A 19,189-nucleotide genomic window follows, 5' to 3' on the forward strand; every position below is an offset into this window, starting at 1 on the left:
GAAGGGGGTGCCGAGTGCCGCTGTGCCGGTCGCGGCCATATTGTTGCCGCTACGGACTGTGCCGCTGTTTGACACTCAGTTCATAGAATGACATAGTCGAACGTAGATCGACAAGGGCGGCGCCGGTTCAAGCGCGGAACTCCGCGGCTGGGGCGCCGGCCCGTTCTTGGAATCCAACGAAATTGTCAGGGAGGAACGGCATGGCCTGGCCGGAAGGAACGGGCGTTCCCAAACGGCGCGAGCTGCTTTTCGGCACGCGTCTCGTACCATGCTACAGCGAGCGTCCGGCGACCATCGACGCCATGTTCCGCGACGCCGTGTCCCGCCGGCCCGATGGCGAGGCTCTGGTGGATGGCGGACGGCGCTACAGCTATGCCCAGCTTGACGGATTGGTGACGCGCGCCGTTGCCGGGCTGGCGGCGCGGGGCGCGCGGCCGGGCGAGCGCATGGCCCTGGTGCTGAGCAACCGGGCGGAGTTCCTGATCGCGCTGCTGGCGGCGGCGCGCGCCGGCATCGTCGCGGTGCCGATCAGCGCGCGCGAACAGCGGCCGGGCATCGCCGGCATCCTGAACGATTGCGGCGCCTCCATCCTCGTCCACGACGCCGCGCTCGCCGACCGCATGCCGATTGCCGGGGAGGTGCCGTCACTGACCCTGCGGCTGTCGGCCGGCGGCGCGGTGGAGGGCTGCCAACCGTTCGAGGAACTGCTGGAGACCGACGTCTCCCGCCCGAGCCCGGCGGCGGAGCAGGGGGAGGAGGACACCGCCGTCATCCTCTACACCTCCGGCACAACGGGGAAGCCGAAGGGCGCGCTGCTGGCGCATGTGAACATCATCCACTCCGCCATGCATTTCGAGGAATGCTGGGACTATCGCGAGGGGGAGAGGGCGGTGCTGGCTGTGCCGGCCTCGCATGTCACCGGGCTGGTCGCCGTGGTGATGTCGATGATCCGGGTCGCCGGCTGCACGGTGATGATGCCCGCCTTCGACGTCGCCGGCTTCCTCGATCTGGCGAGCCGGGAGCGGATGACCACGACGGTGCTGGTGCCGGCGATGTACAATCTCTGCCTGCTGCGCGCCGATTTCAGCCGCTACGACCTGTCGTCCTGGCGGATCGGCGGCTTCGGCGGTGCGCCGATGCCCGAAGCGACGGTGGAGGCGATGGCGGAGCGGCTGCCGGATCTTCATCTGCTGAACGCCTACGGCTCCACCGAATGCGCCACCATCATCAGCGTGGTCCCCATCGGCCACACCCGCGCCTGCCTGGATTCGGTCGGCCTGCGCGTGCCCTGCGGCGACCTGCGGATCATCGACGAACAGGGGCGTGAATGCCCGCCGGGGGTGAGCGGGGAGGTGTGGATCCGCGGGCCGATGACCATCCGCGGCTATTGGAACCGCGAGGACGCCACCCGCGACAGCTTCGTCGACGGCTATTGGCGGTCGGGCGACATCGGGGCGCTGGATGCGCAGGGCTATCTGCGGCTCTATGACCGCAAGAACGACGTCATCAACCGCGGCGGCCACAAGATCTATAGTGTGGAGGTCGAAAACCTGCTGGTCCGCCATGCCGACGTGGTGGAGGCGGCGGTGGTCGCCCATCCCGATCCCGTGCTGGGCGAGAAGATCCACGTCTTCGTCATCTCCAAATCCGGCGGGCTGACCGAGGAGGAGGTGCGCGACTTCTGCCGAGCCAACCTCGCCGACTACAAGGTGCCCGATTACGTGACCCTGCTGGGCGACGCGCTGCCGCGCAACGCCAATGGCAAGGTGACGAAGCGCGTGCTGCGCGATCAGGTCTCCGCCGCGTGAGCCCGGCTCAGCCGGACGGGTAGATCACCGAACGGTCGATCTCGGCCAGGGTCGCGCGGCCGGTCAGCGCCATGGCGACCTCCAGCTCGGTCTGGAGAAGCGTCAGCATATGGGCGACGCCGGCCAGCCCGCCGACGGCCAGCGCGTGCAGCACCGGCTGGCCGACCAGCACGGCATCGGCGCCGAGGGCCAGCGCCTTCAGGATGTCGGTGCCGCGGCGGATGCCGCCGTCCATCAGCACCGGCAGGCGGCGGGCGGTCCTGGCGGCGACCGCCGGCAGCGCGTCGATGGTGGCGGGTAGGGTGTCCAGCGTCCGGCCGCCATGGTTGGAGACGATGATGCCGCCGGCTCCCGCCGCGATGGCGGGTTCCACATCGTCAGGGTTGAGGATGCCCTTGAGCAGGACGGGCAGGGCGGCTTCCGCGCACAGCCACGCCACCGTCTCCCAGGTCGGGGCGGCGTGGAGCATGCCCTGGAACACCGGGCTGCCGGGTCGGGCCGGCCTGAAGCCGTCGGGAGCGAGGCCGGCGAGATTGACCGGGGCGATGGTGGGCGGCAGACGGAAGCCGGCGCGCTGCTCCATGTTGCGCATGCCGTTGACCGGCGCATCCACCGTCAGCACCAGCGCCCGGCACCCGGCATCCTCGGCCCGCCGCACCAGGGTCAGCGTGTCCTCGCGCCGGGGCTGGGTGTAGAGTTGGAACCACAGGGGGGAGGTCGCCCGCGCGGCGATCTCGTCCAGGCGCACGCTGGCCTGGGTGCTGACGGTCATCCAGCTGCGGGTAAGGCCGGCGGCCTCCACCGTCGCCAGTTCGCCGTCGGGATGGACCAGCTTGTGATAGGCCATCGGCGCCAGGATGATCGGGTGATCGAGCGTCTCGCCGAACAGCTGCGATCGGGCGGTGGCGTTGGACAGGTCGCGCAGCACGCGCGGCATCAGGCGCAGGCGGTCGAAGGCCTCGCGGTTGGCGCGCTGGGTGATGCCGTCCGCCCCGGCGCCGCCGATATAGGCGCGGGTGGCCGGATCGACGCGGTGGTTGAAATGGCGTTCATAATCGAACAGCGAAACTGTGTCGGGCGGAACGCTCATCGATGGGCTTTCGCTTCCTGCGCCGGGGCCGGTTCGGCGAGCGCGGCGGCCCGGGCGGCCAGCGCCTGGATCCGCGGGTCGGGGTGCGGCGCCAGCGCGGCGGCCATGCTGCGGTAGAAATCGGGGAAACCGCTGTCGAGCGCAAGGCCGAACCAGCGCAGCGCCTCGTCGCTCTGTCCGGCGAGCAGCAGCATGCGGGCATGGTTGAAGCGGCCCCAGCAGTCGCCGCTCTCCGCCGCCGCCTTGAACAGGGCGCGGGCGGCGGCATCGTCGGCGGGCACCGCGCGGCCGCTCTCGTGGAACAGGCCCAGCATGTTCAGCGCCTTGGCGTTTCCCTTGGCGGCGGAGGCGGCGTAGAGGCGGTAGGCGGCCTCGTCATCGGCGGGCACGCCGACGCCGCGGCAATAAAGGTCCGCCAGATTGAACAGCGCCCAGCCGTCGCCGAGTTCGGCGGCCTTGCGGTAATGGGCCGCGGCCTGGAACGGATCGGCGGGAACGCCCCAGCCATGCTCAAGGCAGCGGCCCAGCATGTTGAGGGCACGCGCGTCGCCGCCGCGCGCGGCGCTGCGGAACCAGCCATAGGCCTGTTCGCCTTCGCCGCGGTCGAGGCAGGACTGGCCGAGCGCCAGCAGGGTGTCGGCGACAGTCAACCCCGGCATGGGGCTCCGCACGGGCTCCGTCATCACACCTCCGCCCAGCGGCGCAGCAGGTTGTGATAGTGGTTGACCAGCGACAGGACGGCGTGGTGGCCGTCGCCCAGTTCCTGCCGCAGTTCGATGATCGCCATGTCGAGGTCGTAGAGCATGGCGCGCAGCCCGTCGTCGCGGACCATCGACTGGGTGAAGAAGAAGGAGGCCCAGCGGGAGCCGCGCGTCACCGGGCTGACCTGATGCAGGCTGCTGGACGGATAGACCACGGCGTGGCCGGCCGGCAGCTTGACCGCTCTGGTGCCGTAGGTGTCCTCGACGATCAGTTCGCCGCCGTCGTAATCCTCGGGATCGCTGAGGAAGATGGTGGTCGAAACGTCGGCCCGCATGCGCATGCCGCCGGTGCCGGGGATGGCGCGGATGCTGTTGTCGACGTGGTTGCCGTAGGTCATCGCCCGGTCGTAGCGGTTGAACATCGGCGGCAGGACCCGCAGCGGCAGGGCGGCGGAATTGAAGGCCGGGCTGCGGGCGAGCGCGCGCAGGATGACCACGCCGAGTTCCCGCGCGGTCTCGCTTTCCTCGGGGATCTGCAGGTTGTGCTTGGCGCGGGCGGCCTGGTCGCCGGCGGTGACGCGCCCGTCGACCCAGGGCGATGAGTCCAGCACCGCCCGGCACTGCGCGACCTCGTCTGCGGTGAGGATGTCGGGGATCTGCAGGAGCAAGGCGTATTCCCTCGTACGATTTGCCGGTCCGCCTCGAAGGCCCCTCTCCCGCAAGGGGAGAGGGGCCTTCCTAAAGGCGACCGCGGTGGATCAGAACGTCAGCCCCGTCGTCAGCATGACGGTGCGGCCGGAGGCCGGGACCGCGCGGGCGGCGTTGAAGGCCGAGGTGTAGTTGCGATGATCGGTCAGGTTATAGCCGTTCAGCGCCACCGAGACGTTGCGGAACTCGTAGGACAGCATCGCGTCGGCGGTGAAGGTATCGGGCATGCGGGCCGTGTTGGCGCTGTCCGACCAGTATTCGGAGGCGTACTGGACTCCGCCGCCGATGGTGAACCTGCCGGGGACGCCGGCCTCGAACTGGTAGGTCGTCCACAGGTTGGCGTTGTGCTTCGGCACGTTGGGAGCGACATTGCCGACCAGCGCCGGGTTGGTGCGGGAATCCGTCACCTTGCCGTTCAGGTAGGCGTAGTTGGTGTAGATGCTCCAGTTCTCCGTCACCTTGCCGCTGATGCTGGCCTCGAAGCCGCGGACGCGGATGCCGAGACCGGCTTCGGAGAAGCCGTCGGTGATGGTGCCGGTGGCCGGATCGACCGAGTAGGTGTTCGCCTTCTCGGCCTGGAAGAGGGCGCCGCTGACGCCCAGGCGGCCGTTCAGGAAGTCGGCCTTGCCGCCGATCTCGTAGAGGTCGGTCTTTTCCGGCTCGAAGTCACGGGCGCTGTTCGGCGTTTCCGCCGTACCGTTGGTGACGGCCGCCGCGATGTCGGTGCCGATCGGCTTGTAGGAGCGCGAGTAGGAGGCGTAGATCGACGAATCCGGGGTCGGTTCATAGATCAGGCTGACCGACGGGCTCCAGGTGCGCTCGGATGCCGAGCCGTCGGCGATCGCCGGATCGGCCGCGCTGAAGGTGGTGCGGAAGTAATCCCAGCGCAGGCCGCCCTGGAGCGACAGCTGGTCGGACACCCACACGCGGTCGGTGACGAACAGGCCGGCGTTGGTCACGCTGGCTTCGCGCCCGCCGGTCGCCGGGTAGAGGATGGCGGTGTTGGCGCCATAGCTGTGCGACGGGTTGCGGATGGTCTGGGTGTTGGTGCGGTTGACCCAGCTGCCGGATTCGCGGTTGTCGCGCTGGTAGCTGACGTCGAGGCCGCCGTTGAACGCGTGGCGCAGGCCGAACAGCTCGCCGTTCACCTTCGCACCGGTGACGTTCTGGACGCCGAAGCCCTGCTGCTTGAAGGCCATGCCGCCGCCGGCGCCGTAGCCGATCAGCGGGTTGCCGCCGGCAAGGAACTGGTTGGCGGGGGCGCCGGTCAGCGCCGCCGGGGTGGTGGAGGCGAAATTGCGCTGGTAATGGCTGAAGCGGGAGTCGTTGTAGACCGCCAGCGCCTTGTTCACCTCATGCACGAAGCTCGAGGTGAGGATGTGGTTCGACGTGTCGTCGCGGTCGAGGTTGCGGACATAGGAGGTTTTCCGGTCCAGGCCGAATTCACCCGCCGGACGGAAGATGCCGTCGCGGCCCTGCACCATCGGCTGGCCCAGGTCGGGCGTCTTCTCGCCCTTCAGATAGGCGTAGTTCAGGTGCCAGGTGGTCGGCGTGCCGAGGCCCAGGCCGAGGTCGGCGGCGATGCCGCGGCGGTCGGCTTCCACCTCGTCGCGGTCGGCGACGTTCTGGGTGTGGTAGAGGCCGTTCACCCGCAGCGCCGCGGTGTCGCTGAGCGGCTGGTTGATGTCCACCGTGGTGCGGTACAGCGGGCCGGTGCCGATCGACTGGTCGATCTGGATCTTCGGCTGCAGCGACGCCTTCTTGGTGCCCTGGTTGATCACGCCGCCGGAGTTGCCGACGCCGAAGCCGTTGCCCGACGGACCCTTGAAGACCTGGACCGTCTCGGTGTTGAAGACGTCGTGGCTGTAGACGCCGAAGTCCTTCAGGCCGTCGGTGTAGATGTCGCCGCGAGCGGTCAGGCCGCGGATGCGGAACTGGTCGCCGGTCTGGCCGCCGTTGCCTTCACCGGACGAGATGGTGATGCCCGGCACGTTGCGCAGCGTCTGCTCCAGCGAGGTGGCGCGCTGCTGCTCGATGATCTCCTGCGGCACGACGTTGACGACGCGGGGCGTGTCCTTGACCGTTTCCGGCAGGCGGGACACGCCGGTGGGGGCGGCGTTGACGTTGCCGGTTTCCGGGGCAACCGCGTCGACCTTGATCGAATCGAGCTGGAGCGCGTCGGTCGAGGAGCGCTGCGGCGTCGCACCGGTCCCCGGAGCGCCCGTTCCCGTGCCGGCCGTCTGCGCATCGGCCGTCGCCGGAATGGCGAAGGTCATGGCCAGGCTGGCCGTGGCGGCCGCACCGGCCAGAAGGGGTCTCAGTCCGTGGGGGGACGTGGTCTGTCGCATCAAGCTCTCCCGAAATGCGCCAAGGTGTTTGGACGATCGTTGGACCGCCTTCTACCAATGGGATAGCTCCCTCCTACAACAGACGAAATTCAGAATCATTCTAAATTGCAAAATCGACATACCATCAAAGCGGGTGAGAGCGACCTTTTCTGCGACATACGAGCGTAGTCAGCCGGTCGGCTCCCGCCGTGGCCCGGCATCGGAGAAATAGCCATTTTCGATTTTATATCAGTGGATTAGAAGAGACGCCCAACTGTCCTTGGGCTGTCCCTGCCCGAGGTGAATCGGCGTCGAAACCGGCCATGTTGCAGAAAAGTCACGGAGTTAATAAGAATGATTTGCATCCGCATCCGGGATCAGCGGCAGCAACGATGCTTCCACAGTTCCTCCGCCAGACACAATGCAGCGTTGAAGTCTTCGGCGGCGCCCGGCAACGAATACAAAGCGAAGGCCGCGGTTCCCACGATGATCCGCTCCGCCCGCGCATCGCGCATTCCGCCGGCCCACACACCCTGCCAGTATTCCAGGCTGGTGCCGCGCGGGCGGGGCGTGGCCGGCGGTTCCGCCATGCGGGCGGGAAGGGCGAGGTCGTTCGGCTCGCCGTCGATCAGGCGATGGATGGTTGCCGGGCGGAAGGGCGCGTATTGCGCCACGTCGCGCAGGCTGCCCAGCACGGAGATATGAGGCAAGCCCAGCAGGCGCGCGGTGTCGCGATGCAGTTCGCGGTAATACGGCTTGGTCACGCCCAGCAGGCTGGTGCGCCCGCCGGCCGGCCGCAGCAGATGGACCGCCTCCAGGGCTGCGTTGCGGAACTGGGTCAGCCGGTGCAGGCCGATCAGCCGGTGAATCTGAGGAGCGAGCGCCGTCAGCGGAACATAGGCGATCCGCTGCGTCGCCAGGGCGGCGCCGATGTCGTCCGCCGTCGAGCAGACCGGAATCCCGAGCGCGGCGGCCACCACCTCGTACCGCCCGGCGGCGGGACCGCTGCCGGTGTTGCCGTGCAGAAGAACCCGATACCCGGCCTCCGCCACCAGCTTGGCGGCGTGAAAGAACCAGGGCGGGTTGTGGTAGTTGGGCGAAGTGAAGCAGGGCCAGTCCAGATCCGCTTCGAGACGGGATGCCGGTTCGCTGCCCGGTTGGCTGCCCAATCGGCCATCCAATCGGCCGCCGAACCGGGCGGCGACATGGCCCTGCATCGCCCGCACGAAGCCGGCGAGTTCCGGCGCGGTGGCGCCGCGCACGCGCATCATGCCGAACAATGCGCCGGTCTGGATCGGGTCCGCCTCGCCCGCCAGCACGATGCCCATCGCCTCTTCCGCTTCCTCCATGGTCAACGGGCGGCCATGGCCGCCGCCGGCGATGCCGAGAATGCCGATGTTCCGGGCCAGCCGGTCATGGGGGGAACTGCTTTGCCCGACCCGATCCAGATTGGAGGCGACCTCCGCCGGGGAGGGCTGGCCGTCCAGCAGGTTGGCCGGCCGCGTCGCCAGTGGCGGGACCGGAACCGAGGACGGGACGTTCCAGCCGGGATCGAAGGGCTCGGACTGCAGGTTGGCGACGGTCGGCTGGAACAGGTCGTCGATGGCCGCCGCCAATGCCTGCACCTTCGGCCGCAGCGCTTCGGCGAAGGGGGTGGGGACGAGCCCGCGGCCGGACCGGACGAACAGCGGATCGCCGAACTCCTCCCGCATCTGGCCGAGCAGGCGGCTGAGCGCCGGCGTCTGCATATCCAGTTGCCGGGCGGCCAGGGTGACGTTCCGCTTCGACAGCAGGGCATCCAGCGCCACGATCATGCGCCCGCGCGTCAACTTGTCGCTCGCTTGCCGGCACCCCCGGCGGCATTCGAGAGGGTCCGCAGGCCGGTCCGCAGCCATGGAAGGACGATCGCCGATGCTGCCCATCTGGTGTTCTCTTCGGTCTTTGCAGGCCAGCGATAATGATACGCAGTCGCGCCGTGGGGCAAGCCGTTGCGGCGCCTACTTGAAGGCCAGCAGGATCACGCCGGCGGCGATCAGGACGACGCCGAGCCAGTTCGGCGCCGACAGCTTCTCGCCGAGGAACAGCACGCCGAACAGGGCGACCAGCACCACGCTGAGCTTGTCGACCGGCGCCACCTGCGAGGCGGGGCCGAGCTTCAGCGCTCGGAAATAGCAGAGCCAGGACGCTCCGGTGGCGAGGCCCGACAGAACCAGGAACAACCAGGTCTTTCCCGACACCGCGGACGGCGACAGCGACTGTCCCGACCAGACGACGATGCCGATCAGCATCAGGAAGATGACGGCCGTCCGGATCAACGTCGCCATGTCGGAGCCGACACCCTCCACCCCGACCTTGGCGAAGATGGCGGTCAGCGCCGCGAAGCAGGCCGACAACAGGGCCCACAGCATCCATGAGGGAAACAGGCCATCGGTCATTCTCTCGGTTTCCTTCAGATCGCGTCCCGCGCCGCCCGCGGCATTGAAGGCATGAATCCTGCGGTCGATGCATAGGCCACGGCAAGCCCGCCGGTCGCCATGGGGCAGGGCGGAAGAAGCCAGGGGTGGGGATAGGCATGGCCGCCATTCGCGCTGCGTCGCATCGTCTCAGGCGGAAGTTTTTGCAAGTGAGAATTAGAGTCGTTAGCATGTGGCATCGGATCGGTCCCAGGGGGGCGCACCGATCCCTCCTGCCGTTCGGACCTGTCCCACGCCCATCGGCGTCCGCAGGTTCGGCCTATTCCGGATATTTTTGGGAGTTGTGATGACCATCGTGACGCGCCGCAGGGAACTGTTGACCGCAGGTCTGGCGATCGGGGTTTCCGGCTTGGCCCCCTTCCTGATGCCGCGTGCGGCCTTCGGCCAGACCGCAGCCGCCGGCACCATCCGCCATGCCCAGGGCGAGACGAAGCTGACCAAGCCGGTCGAGAAGGTGCTGTGCTTCGACATGGCGTCGCTCGACACGCTGGATGCGCTGGGCGTTCCGGTGGCGGGGGTGCCGACCCAGCCGAAGCCGGCTCATCTCGCCAAGTATGACGGCCCCCGCTATGCCAAGATCGGCACGCTGTTCGAACCGGACTACGAGGCGGTGAACGCCGCCGAGCCCGACCTGATCATCATCGGCAGCCGGACCGCCCCGAAATACGCCGAGCTGTCGGCCATAGCCCCCACCATCGACCTGACGGTGAAGCCCGAACGCTTCTTCGACAGCGCGCTGGAGAATGCCGAAATCCTGGGCCGCATCTTCGGCAAGAGCGCCGAGGTGAAGGCCCGCGCCGACAATCTGCGCGCATCGGTCGCCGAGGTGAAGTCGATCGCGGCGGGGGCGGGCAAAGGCCTGCTGATCCTGACCACCGGCGGCAAGATCAGCGCCTATGGTCCGGGGTCGCGCTTCGGCGCGCTCCATACCGATTATGGCGTGGTGCCGGCGGCCGAGAAGCTGGACACCTCCAACCACGGCCAGGCCGTCAACTTCGAGTTCATCCTGCAGACCAACCCGGACTGGCTGTACGTGATCGACCGCGATTCCGCCATCGGGCGCGAAGGCCAGTCGGCGAAGCAGTTGCTGGACAACGAGATCGTGCGCCGGACCACCGCATGGCAGAAGGGGCAGGTGGTCTATCTGAACGCGGCGAACTGGTACCTGCTCGGCGGCGGGCTGAACGCCATGCAGAAGGATGCCGACGCCCTCAAGGCGGCGCTGACGGGTAAGGCGTGACGATGTCCGCCTTAGCTAACGTGGCTATCGGCGCCGGCGGCGGGTCGCCGGCATGAGAGGGATCGTCCTGGCCGCCGCCGGAGTCATCGCGCTGGCGGCGGTCAGCCTGTTCGTCGGCGTCAGCGACGTGACGATCGGCGAGATCCTGAGCGGGAGCTCGGACGAGGCGACTCAGGTGCTGCTGGCCAGCCGCATCCCGCGCACGCTTGCCCTGGTGCTGGCCGGGGCCGGCATGGCGGTGTCGGGCCTGATCCTGCAGATGCTCGCCCGCAACAAATTCGTCGAGCCGTCCACCGCCGGGACCGCGGAATCGGCGGTGTTCGGCATGCTGATGGTGACGCTGCTGGCGCCGGAAACCCCGATGCTGGGCCGGATGCTGGTGGCGGGCGTCTGCGCTCTGGCGGGAACCGCGCTTTTCCTGGGCATCCTGCGGCGGATGCCGCTGCGCTCGCCGCTGATCGTGCCGCTGGTCGGCATCATGCTCGGGGCGGTCATCACCGCCTCGACGGAGTTCGTCGGCTATCGTTTCGACATGCTGCAGTCGGTGCGGGCGTGGGAAACCGGCGATTTCTCCGGCGTGCTGCGCGGCCGGTACGAGCTGCTGTGGATCGGCGCCGTGCTGACCGCCGTCGCCTATGTCGCGGCGGACCGTTTCACCGTCGCCGGGCTGGGGGAGGATTTCACCACCAATCTGGGCCTGAACCACCGGCGCGTGGTGTCGCTCGGGCTGGTCATCGTGTCGCTGGTGACGGCGGCGGTGATCGCCACCTGCGGCATGATCCCCTTCCTGGGCCTGATCGTGCCCAACCTGATCAGCCTGATGCGCGGCGACAACATGCGCCAGTCGCTGCCCTGGGTGGCGCTGTTCGGCGCCGGGCTGGTGCTGGCCTGCGACATCGCCGGCCGGCTGGTGATCCGCCCCTACGAGATTCCGATCGGCACGACCATGGGCATCGTCGGCAGCGCGATCTTCCTTTACCTGCTGCTGCGGAAGAACCGCCATGCCGCCTGATCGCCGTTCGCTGCCTCCGGCCGTCCTGATCGCGGGGCTGGGCGGGCTGGCGGCCGCGTCCATCGTCCTGTTCATGACCGTCGGCGCCAAGGGAAGCTGGAGCTTCATCCTGACCTTCCGCGGCACCAAGGTCGCGGCGATGGTGCTGGTCGGCTATGCCATCGCCATGTCGACGGTGCTGTTCCAGACCATCACCAACAACCGGATCCTGACCCCGTCGATCATGGGCTTCGACGCCCTCTACCGGCTGATCCAGACGGTTCTGGTGTTCCAGCTGGGTTCCGCCACGGTGGCGGTCCTCGACCCGCGCCTGCGCTTCGGCGCCGAGGTCGTGGCGATGGTGGCCTTTTCCTGGCTGCTCTATCGCTGGCTGTTTTCGGGGAGCCTGCGCGGGCTCCACCTGCTGATGCTGGTCGGCATCGTCTTCGGCGTGATGTTCCGCAGCATCACCAGCTTCCTGTACCGGGTGATCGACCCCAACGAGTTCCTTGTGCTTCAGGACCGCATGTTCGCCAGCTTCAACCGGGTGGACGGCCAGCTTCTGGCGGTTTCGGCCCTGGTGGTGCTGGCGGTGTCGGTGGCGGTGTGGCGCAAGGCCGGCGTGCTGGACGTGCTGGCGCTGGGACGGGACGCCGCCATCAACCTGGGTGTCGATCACCGGCGCGAGGTGATGTGGGTGCTGGTGATGGTGTCGGTGCTGGTCGCCGTCTCCACCGCCCTGGTCGGTCCGGTCACCTTCTTCGGCCTGCTGGTCGCCAACCTGGCCTATCTGCTGGTCGACACGCACCGCCACCGCGTGATCCTGCCGGTGGCGGCGCTGATCGCCATCCTGGTGCTGATGGGCGGCCAGCTTGTCCTGGAACGGCTGCTGGGCTTCAACGGCGCCCTCAGCATCGTCATCGAGTTCCTGGGCGGAATCGTCTTCCTCATCATCCTTGTGCGGAGAGCGGCCCGATGATCGAGGTCCGGAATGCCAGCAAGCGCTATGGCGAAACCGTCGTCGTCGACGACGTGTCGATCACCCTGCCGGCCGGCGGCGTCATCTCGCTGATCGGGGCGAACGGGGCTGGAAAATCGACCCTGCTGTCGATGATCAGCCGCCTGCTGCCGGTGCCGGCCGGCACGGTGACGGTGGAGGGCATGGACGTCACGACGACGCCCGGCGACGTGCTGGCGCGGCACCTGTCGATCCTGCGGCAGGACAACCAGATGACGGCGCGCCTGACCGTGCGCGACCTGATCGCCTTCGGCCGCTATCCCCACAGCAAGGGGCGGCTGACGGTGGAGGACCAGGGCCATATCGAGCGGGTGATCCGCTATCTGGAACTGGAGGCGGTCGCCCACCGCTTCCTGGACGAGCTGTCGGGCGGCCAGCGCCAGCGCGCCTTCATCGCCATGGTGCTGTGCCAGGACACCGATTATGTCCTGCTGGACGAGCCGCTGAACAATTTGGACGTCAAGCATGCGGTGGCGATGATGAAGCTGTTCCGCCGCACCGCCGACGAGTTCCGCAAGACCATCATCCTGGTGCTGCACGACATCAATTTCGCCTCCTGCTATTCGGACCGGATCGTGGCGATGCGCAACGGACGCATCGCCTACCAGGGCCCGCCGGAGGACATCATCACCCCCTGCGTCATCCGCGACGTCTATGGCGTGGAGGCCGACATCCATGAGATCGACGGCAAGCGCGTGGCGCTGTATTTCCGTTGACCTAATTGTCCCAGGGTTTCGGATCGGGGCGGGTGTCGGGCGGCAGCAGGTCGTTGGTGTCCCAGCTCAGCATCAGCAGCAGCACCCACTCCGCCCGGTTGGAGAAGCCGTATTGCGGCCCGCTGGAGGCGACCAGCTCGCCGCTGTTCCTGTCATAGGCGGTGGCGGCAATCTTGGCGACGCCCTGCGTCAGCTCCTTCTTGAACAGCGAGATCTCCGGGGTGGAGGAGCTGCCGCCGACCGGCATCGGGATGTCGATGCTGGGGATGCCCAGGAGCGAGCGTTCGCTGTCCACCGACAGGGCGCCGACGCGCAGTTCGACGACGGTGGCGGCGGCGTCGCGCGTCTCCGCCATGGCGGCGCCGTGGCGGAGCAGCGCGTCGCGCACGGCGAAGACCGCGTATTTGGTGTCGTAGCCCTCCACGCCGCTGGCATCGACAAAGATGCTGCCCTTCACCGCCAGCTGGGCGGCCAGCCGCTCCGCCGCCTGGTCCGCGGCGGTGGAGATCAGAAGCTGCTCGGTGGCGGATCGCGCGGGTGTCGTGACCTGCACGGAGGAGCATCCGGCGAGACCAAACCCGACAGCTGCGAATAACATGGGTTGGAATGCCCCGTATAGACGGCGCCATGCCCTATCTCTGCCAAGTACGGGCATGTGAAACAAACCGGTCCGTCTGAAGAACATTAGATTTTTCCCGGCCTCTACCAGCGGCGGCCGTGCGAACTGCGGGGTGCCACCTGAAGCGGCCTATCCAGACCGACAGGTCCGCCCCGGTCAATGGCGCAGATGTTCAGGTCCGACGTTACCCGCAAGGAGCACGCCAATGGTTCCGTTTTGCAGGCGGCGGTGGCGCTCCGGGGTTGGGCGGGGCCTTCAGCGGGTCTGCAGGCGGTCGATGCGGTCGGGATTGGGGGTGCCGTTCGCCCGCAGCAGGATCGCCTCGCCCGAGGCCGGAAAGATGCCGGTCAGCGCGGTGATGTTGACCTGATGCGTCACCAGCACGACCGGCTGGCCGTCGCGCGGCAGGTCGGCCAGGAACTGGCGGAGTTCGGTGGTCTTGTCCTTTTCCTCGGCCGGGTTGCCGATGAAGGAGTTGAGGGCGGACATCTCCTTCACCGGGCCGAGGTCCAGCAGCCGCGCCGTCTCCAGGCAGCGGCACCATTGGCTGGACAGCACGCTGGCCTTGCCGATGCCGAGCTGCCGCAGTTGCTCGCCGATCCGCCCGGCCTGGGCGCGGCCATCGTCGCTGAGCGTGCGCTGGGTCGCGCAGTCGTCCAGCCTGAAACCGGGCGGGTCGCCGGTGCCGGGAGCCTCCGCATGGCGCAGCAGCACGACGAGACCGGCGGTTTCCAGCGTGGTGGCCGGGACTGTGGCGGCCAGGACTGGGGTGGCCAGGACTGTGGCGGCCAGGACGGCGAGCAGCGCGGCGGCAAGCGCCATCAGGGTGCGGCGGGGGATGGACATCGATACGGGCATCGGCATCTCCGTTGGCGGTGCGGTTCTCCGCCCGCCACTTGCCGGGACGGCGGCCCACCCCATGTGTGGCGAGGATGCCTGATGAGAGGGAGTGCGTCACCATGGTCCGCAGCCACCTGCTCAACACCCGATCCCGTGTCTTTGTTGCCGCAAGCTTCGCAGCCGCTACCGCGGCGGTGGCGCTGCCGGCCCTCGCCCATCATGGCTGGGGCGGCTACGATTCCGAAAAGACGCTGACCCTGACCGGCACGGTGGAACAGTTCGCCTTCAGCAACCCGCACGCCATGCTGAACCTGCAATCGGACGGCAAGCTGTGGCATGTGGTGCTGGCGCCGCCCGGCCGCATGACCGCGCGCGGCCTGCCGGACGGGACGATCAAGCCCGGCCAGACGGTGACTGTCGTCGGCTATGCCCACAAGTCCGAGCCGGCGGAGTTGCGGGCGGAGCGCATCACCGCGGGCGGCCAGACCGTCGAGCTGCGCTGATGGACCACAGCCAGGGCCCCACCGGACCCGGCTGGCTGGTGGCGCTGGAGACCTCCGGCCTGGGTCAGGCATTGCGCCAGTCGCTCTGGCTCTATCCGCTGGTCGAGGTGCTGCACATCCTGGGGCTGGCGCTGCTGGTCGGGGCGATCGTGGCCTTCGATCTGCGGCTGATGGGTCTGCGCGCCGGCCTGCCGGTCGAGGCGCTGTCGCGCCTGCTGCTGCCGGTGGCGGTCGTCGGCTTCGTCCTGGCGGTGCCGACCGGAATGCTGCTGTTCATCAGCGAGGCGACCGCCCTGGCCGGCAATCCGGCTTTCCTGATCAAGATGGTGCTTCTGGTCGCCGCGCTCGCCAACATCTTGCTGTTCCATCGCGGCGTCGGGCGGCGGATCCTCGATTGGGGCGGGGGAGGGCGGCCGCCGCCGGCGGCGCGTCTGGCCGGCGCGGCCTCGCTGCTGCTGTGGGTCGCGGTTCTGGCGTCCGGGCGGCTGATCGCCTACGTTTAGACGGAGCCGCAGGGCGTCGATCGAATCGCCGCGTTGCAGAGCGCCTTCAACAGGCCTTTCAGGTCGTGCTGTCCGGGCTGGACGACGTTGCAGGCGCCAGCGGCCTCGTTGAGGATCATGGTCATGATTTCGAATCCCAGGGAGCGGTAGCTCTCGAACTGCGCCTCGTCGAACCATTGGTCGGTCGTCGGCTCATGGGGGAAGTCCGGATGGGCCTTGGCATAGGCCTTGACGCCCGCGCTCTCATTGCAGTTGTGGAAACTGGCCTTGACGTAAAGAATGAGGCCGCATTCGGCGTCGGCACCGTCGACCGCCGGATAATCGATGATGCCGATGGAGTGATAAGGGATGTCGGGCAGCGACATGCCCGGCTCGGCCGGCCGCGGCTTCAAATCCTGCAGCCGGATGAAGCGGATCGGAATGCCGAAGTCGATTTCCACCTTGCGCACGGCATTGCCCAAATCCTCGAAGGCGAAATCGGCATCGCAGCCGGCGTCGCTGACCACGATGTAGCGGCAGCGGCGCCTGACCATTTCATAAAGCCCGAGATTCTCGAAATGCCCGCCGTCGGACAGGTTGACATAGGCTAGCGCTTCGGTCGTAAGGCCGAACGCTTCACTGACGATCGCTTTCGCAGCATCGGGAGGCCCACTGTGCTGCCAGGTATCGGCGCCGGCCTTGCCGGGATTGCCCAGCCACCAGCCGAGACGAACGTTCAGCATCGTCAGCAACAGCGTCACCACCGGCGACGAGTGGTAGCCCATGTTCGGGTTGACCGCCGCGCCGGAAACCGCCATGGCGGTGCCGAGCGTGATGCCGTTGGCCCCGCCGTAATGCTTGGAATCCCGATAGGCGCCGAGATAGAGCGACCGGGCGACGCCATCGACGTTCGGCCGTGGTTCCAGCCCCGCCGCGCCGGAATGGAGGGGCGACACGGTGAAGGACATCGCCTTGCGCTGCTGCCAGGCGAGTTCCCGGCTCGACACCACGTTGAGGGTCAGGTTCAGGATATGGAAGGGGCGCCAGTTGTCGCCGCGGTGCGGCGTGGCGTCGGCCCCCCACAGCTGGGACATGTAGACGTTGTCGTTCATGTCGAAGCCGGTGAAGCGGTCGGGCTTCCGGTTGGGGTACGACGGCCCCAGAAAGGCGCGGACCAGCCGGTTGCGGTAGAGGCCATGCAATGAGAAGCGGTTGATGTTCACGAATCGGGACGCGAACCGTGCGACGGCCGCAAGGAGGACGCCCAGAATGCAAAGCTGCAGGAATGCGCCGGGATAGGAGGTCACGCTGCAGCAGGGGTCCGGTTCAACCGCTGCCGCGCGGAGAAAAATATACCATTCCTGCGGAAATCCGATGAGCGGAGCATTCAATGCGACCAAATCGATCCAGGCGGAACCGAGCACCACGAGGAAGCCGAAGAACAACGTGGCGGCCACCATCGCCAGGGCGCTGAAGATCTTCCCGGTCAGGTTGTTGGCCGCTCCTTCGGCCGGCGTGCGGGCACTCGCCCCCGCAAGCCAGCCGACGACGGTGCTGACCGCCGCCCCGACCGCCGACAGTTCGATGGGCAGGCTCCATTCCGCCTGCGCCAGCGCCAGGGCCAGCGACCCCAGGAGGGTGAGCGCGGTGCCCAGTATCCAGAAGACGGATACGGCGATGAACCATCCGGCCGACCGCGCGAACCACTCCCGCTGCTCGTCGGTGCGGGCCTCGCTGCTGGTCAGCGCGACATAGACGGACTCGGCCGCCATCTGCGACATCAGGAACCAGGGCAGGCCGAACAGCACGAGCAGGATTTGCTGCTGCGGATCCGGCCAGTGCGACACCGGATCGAATGCAGGCGGCAGAACACGCGTTCCGAAGCCGATGAGCGCGCCGTAGCAGGCGCCCGCCACCAGCCATCCCCAGGATTTCAGCTTGAGGAGGTCGAGAATCCCAGGCCGTTTCTCGGCATACTGACCCGATCGCAAACGCCCATACAGCCGTGCGGCGCCGAAGATGACAATCCCGAACAGGACGCCGATGACGAGGATGAGATGCCCGGAACCGGCCGATGCCGAGCAACAGTCCGCGGGCAGCGCATCTGAAACGTATCTGCTGTCCAGGATTGCCGTCCAAAACAATCCGGCCAGGATCGCCGGTATGAGGCTGCGACCGATGAATTGCTTTTGCGAGAAGCTCTCGGCCGTCTTCCCAGTGTTTTCCTGCCTTCCGCCTTCCTCACCGCTCTCATGGTTGAAATCCAGGCGTTGGGAGAGGGAAAGCGCGAAGGCCGCGAGGACCGCCGACAGCAGGCCGACGCCCCAGGTCCCAAGCGCGCCGAACCACGGCCGCCCCGAATCGCCGACCATGGCGGGGGCCGTCTCGCCGAGGACGACCAGCTTGACGAACAGGATGCTCAGCAGGAACAGCGGCAGCAGCAGCGTCCAGTTCAGCCGCAGGTTCCGCGCCATCATCGCCGCCGCCGCCCAGGTGTCGGCCGACAGCAACCCGACCTTGGGCGTCAGGTAGTTGCCGTAACGTCTGATGTCGTTGATCTGGGAAGGTTCGACGCCGCCGATGGCGCCATCGCGGCTGCGCAGGGCCGGCAGCACCTTTGCAAAGCCATCGTGCATCAGCCATGCGGACAGCCAGCCGCCGATGTAGCCGCCGCCTGACACGGTGGAAAGATAGTTGAACTGACCGAGAAGCGCCTGTCCGGTATCGGGCGGCGGAACACACGTCTTCTGGTGGCGTTCGTTGCGGGACGGCCAGCTCGCAAGCGCCTGGATGATGCCAAGCGCGAAGGAGGCGCTGCGGATGCCGCCGCCCGACAGGCAAAGGGCGGTCGATTCCAGCCTTCCCAGATGGGCGCTGACCTTGCGTCCCATCGCCTTCGCGGCTTCGTCGTCGAGGCGCGACAAGTCCGGCGGCAGGGTCGGCAGTTCCTTCAACGCCTCCTCGCCGTGGATCGCCTCCGCCTCGGCACATAAAACGGCAATGGTGTTCAGAGGTTCTGCCATACCGGTGCCCCCTCGTCTTATACCGTCAACGCAATCATGGATGGTGGCAGTGGGCATTCGAACGCCCTGCGGGCGTGGGTGTCCGCTTCAGGCGTCCGTTGAGGCTGATAAAGGGTACGGGGCGCGAATCAATGGCTATCGGGATCCGCATACCATTGCACACCCGCAAAGATTGGCTTACGATTATGAATTTATATCGATAATCAGTGTATGAAAAAGGAAAATCTCGTAAAACGATTGACCGAGGGCCGAGTTCCACCATTCCCAAGCCGCCAGTTCATGAAAGGGGAGGCGGCACCGAAGGCTGCCGGTTCATGGGAATGTTCGGAGAAGGCAAAAAAAGGGCCGGGCCGCTTCGATCGCGGTCCCGGCCCCCTTTCGGATTCACTGAATTCAGCGGTCGCCCAGTTCGTGCTCGATCTCGGTGACCAGCCGTTCGGCAATCTGCAGGGCATGCTGGCGGTCCTCGTCGGTCATCCCCTGCATGGGGTCGGATTGTGCCGGAAAGGACTCCGACCTGCAGAGCCGGCGACCCGATGCGCAGACCATCACTTCGTACTGGCGGCTGTCCTCGTTGAACAGGCATTCGGACTCGAAGCCCTTGGCGTCGGTTTCAGCCCACATGATCGTCTTGCTCATCGTCCGGCTC

The 19,189-nt window shown here is 67.3% G+C and carries 17 protein-coding genes; 7 read left to right on the top strand and 10 right to left on the bottom strand.

The genetic code is table 11. From position 1 onward, the window contains the following. Positions 1 to 200 precede the first annotated feature (200 nt). On the top strand, positions 201 to 1,808 hold the full coding sequence (locus tag DM194_RS19925; protein ID WP_111069322.1) for a class I adenylate-forming enzyme family protein: 1,608 nt from the start codon (positions 201 to 203) through the stop codon (positions 1,806 to 1,808). Between the two features lie 7 nt (positions 1,809 to 1,815). Here DM194_RS19925 and DM194_RS19930 read toward each other — a convergent pair whose 3' ends face one another. The 6 genes from DM194_RS19930 to DM194_RS19955 form a co-directional block, all read right to left on the bottom strand. Next, complete coding sequence (locus DM194_RS19930) at positions 1,816 to 2,898, bottom strand: alpha-hydroxy acid oxidase (RefSeq protein ID WP_111069323.1); 1,083 nt, start codon at positions 2,896 to 2,898, stop codon at positions 1,816 to 1,818. Further along, positions 2,895 to 3,557, bottom strand: coding sequence for a tetratricopeptide repeat protein (locus DM194_RS19935; RefSeq protein WP_246024526.1), 663 nt, complete (start codon positions 3,555 to 3,557; stop codon positions 2,895 to 2,897). Before DM194_RS19935 ends, DM194_RS19930 begins: the two co-directional genes overlap by 4 nt. A gap of 23 nt (positions 3,558 to 3,580) precedes the next feature. After that, positions 3,581 to 4,267 carry a Fe2+-dependent dioxygenase gene (locus DM194_RS19940; protein ID WP_111069325.1) on the bottom strand — a complete coding sequence of 229 codons (687 nt, stop codon included), beginning with the start codon at positions 4,265 to 4,267 and terminating at the stop codon, positions 3,581 to 3,583. A 90-nt stretch (positions 4,268 to 4,357) separates the two neighbouring features. Next, positions 4,358 to 6,655, bottom strand: a complete 2,298-nt coding sequence (locus tag DM194_RS19945) for a TonB-dependent receptor (RefSeq protein WP_111069326.1) — start codon at positions 6,653 to 6,655, stop codon at positions 4,358 to 4,360. 356 nt (positions 6,656 to 7,011) lie between these two features. Then, positions 7,012 to 8,463, bottom strand: a complete 1,452-nt coding sequence (locus tag DM194_RS19950) for a glycosyl transferase family protein (RefSeq protein WP_246024527.1) — start codon at positions 8,461 to 8,463, stop codon at positions 7,012 to 7,014. Between the two features lie 168 nt (positions 8,464 to 8,631). Then, complete coding sequence (locus DM194_RS19955; protein ID WP_111069328.1) at positions 8,632 to 9,069, bottom strand: EamA family transporter; 438 nt, start codon at positions 9,067 to 9,069, stop codon at positions 8,632 to 8,634. 325 nt (positions 9,070 to 9,394) lie between these two features. On the opposite strand from DM194_RS19955, the gene DM194_RS19960 reads away from it, so the two are divergent. The 4 genes from DM194_RS19960 to DM194_RS19975 are packed head-to-tail and all read left to right on the top strand — an operon-like array spanning position 9,395 to position 13,073. Further along, on the top strand, positions 9,395 to 10,348 hold the full coding sequence (locus tag DM194_RS19960; protein WP_111069329.1) for a siderophore ABC transporter substrate-binding protein: 954 nt from the start codon (positions 9,395 to 9,397) through the stop codon (positions 10,346 to 10,348). Between the two features lie 52 nt (positions 10,349 to 10,400). Further along, positions 10,401 to 11,360: an ABC transporter permease gene (locus tag DM194_RS19965; RefSeq protein WP_111069330.1), complete on the top strand. Its 960-nt coding sequence runs from the start codon at positions 10,401 to 10,403 to the stop codon at positions 11,358 to 11,360. Then, positions 11,350 to 12,318 (top strand): iron chelate uptake ABC transporter family permease subunit, encoded by a 969-nt coding sequence (locus tag DM194_RS19970; RefSeq protein ID WP_111069331.1) that lies wholly within the window; start codon positions 11,350 to 11,352, stop codon positions 12,316 to 12,318. The genes DM194_RS19965 and DM194_RS19970 overlap by 11 nt, the downstream gene beginning before the upstream one ends. After that, positions 12,315 to 13,073 carry an iron ABC transporter ATP-binding protein gene (locus DM194_RS19975; RefSeq protein WP_111069332.1) on the top strand — a complete coding sequence of 253 codons (759 nt, stop codon included), beginning with the start codon at positions 12,315 to 12,317 and terminating at the stop codon, positions 13,071 to 13,073. Before DM194_RS19970 ends, DM194_RS19975 begins: the two co-directional genes overlap by 4 nt. A 1-nt stretch (position 13,074) precedes the next feature. Here DM194_RS19975 and DM194_RS19980 read toward each other — a convergent pair whose 3' ends face one another. Further along, the gene (locus DM194_RS19980; RefSeq protein ID WP_111069333.1) at positions 13,075 to 13,626 is read right to left on the bottom strand and encodes a DUF6655 family protein; all 552 of its coding nucleotides are present in this window, start codon (positions 13,624 to 13,626) and stop codon (positions 13,075 to 13,077) included. 321 nt (positions 13,627 to 13,947) lie between these two features. Further along, entirely contained in the window at positions 13,948 to 14,550 is a 603-nt protein-coding gene (locus DM194_RS19985; protein ID WP_111069717.1) for a histidine phosphatase family protein, read from the bottom strand. Positions 14,551 to 14,651: 101 nt separating this feature from the next. Between DM194_RS19985 and DM194_RS19990 the strand changes: the two genes are divergently transcribed. Together DM194_RS19990 and DM194_RS19995 are read left to right on the top strand one after the other, a co-directional pair. Further along, on the top strand, positions 14,652 to 15,035 hold the full coding sequence (locus DM194_RS19990) for a DUF6152 family protein (RefSeq protein ID WP_246024528.1): 384 nt from the start codon (positions 14,652 to 14,654) through the stop codon (positions 15,033 to 15,035). Beyond that, positions 15,035 to 15,538: a DUF6644 family protein gene (locus DM194_RS19995; protein ID WP_111069334.1), complete on the top strand. Its 504-nt coding sequence runs from the start codon at positions 15,035 to 15,037 to the stop codon at positions 15,536 to 15,538. Before DM194_RS19990 ends, DM194_RS19995 begins: the two co-directional genes overlap by 1 nt. Here the strand turns inward: DM194_RS19995 and DM194_RS20000 are convergent. Both DM194_RS20000 and DM194_RS20005 read right to left on the bottom strand, forming a co-directional pair. Continuing rightward, positions 15,535 to 18,597, bottom strand: a complete 3,063-nt coding sequence (locus DM194_RS20000) for a patatin-like phospholipase family protein (RefSeq protein WP_111069335.1) — start codon at positions 18,595 to 18,597, stop codon at positions 15,535 to 15,537. The two genes, DM194_RS19995 and DM194_RS20000, sit on opposite strands and share 4 nt — an antisense overlap. A 336-nt stretch (positions 18,598 to 18,933) precedes the next feature. Further along, complete coding sequence (locus DM194_RS20005) at positions 18,934 to 19,179, bottom strand: hypothetical protein (RefSeq protein ID WP_111069336.1); 246 nt, start codon at positions 19,177 to 19,179, stop codon at positions 18,934 to 18,936. Between the last annotated feature and the right edge of the window lie 10 nt (positions 19,180 to 19,189).

Origin of the sequence: Azospirillum ramasamyi (assembly GCF_003233655.1) — a bacterium.
GTDB lineage: Bacteria > Pseudomonadota > Alphaproteobacteria > Azospirillales > Azospirillaceae > Azospirillum > Azospirillum ramasamyi.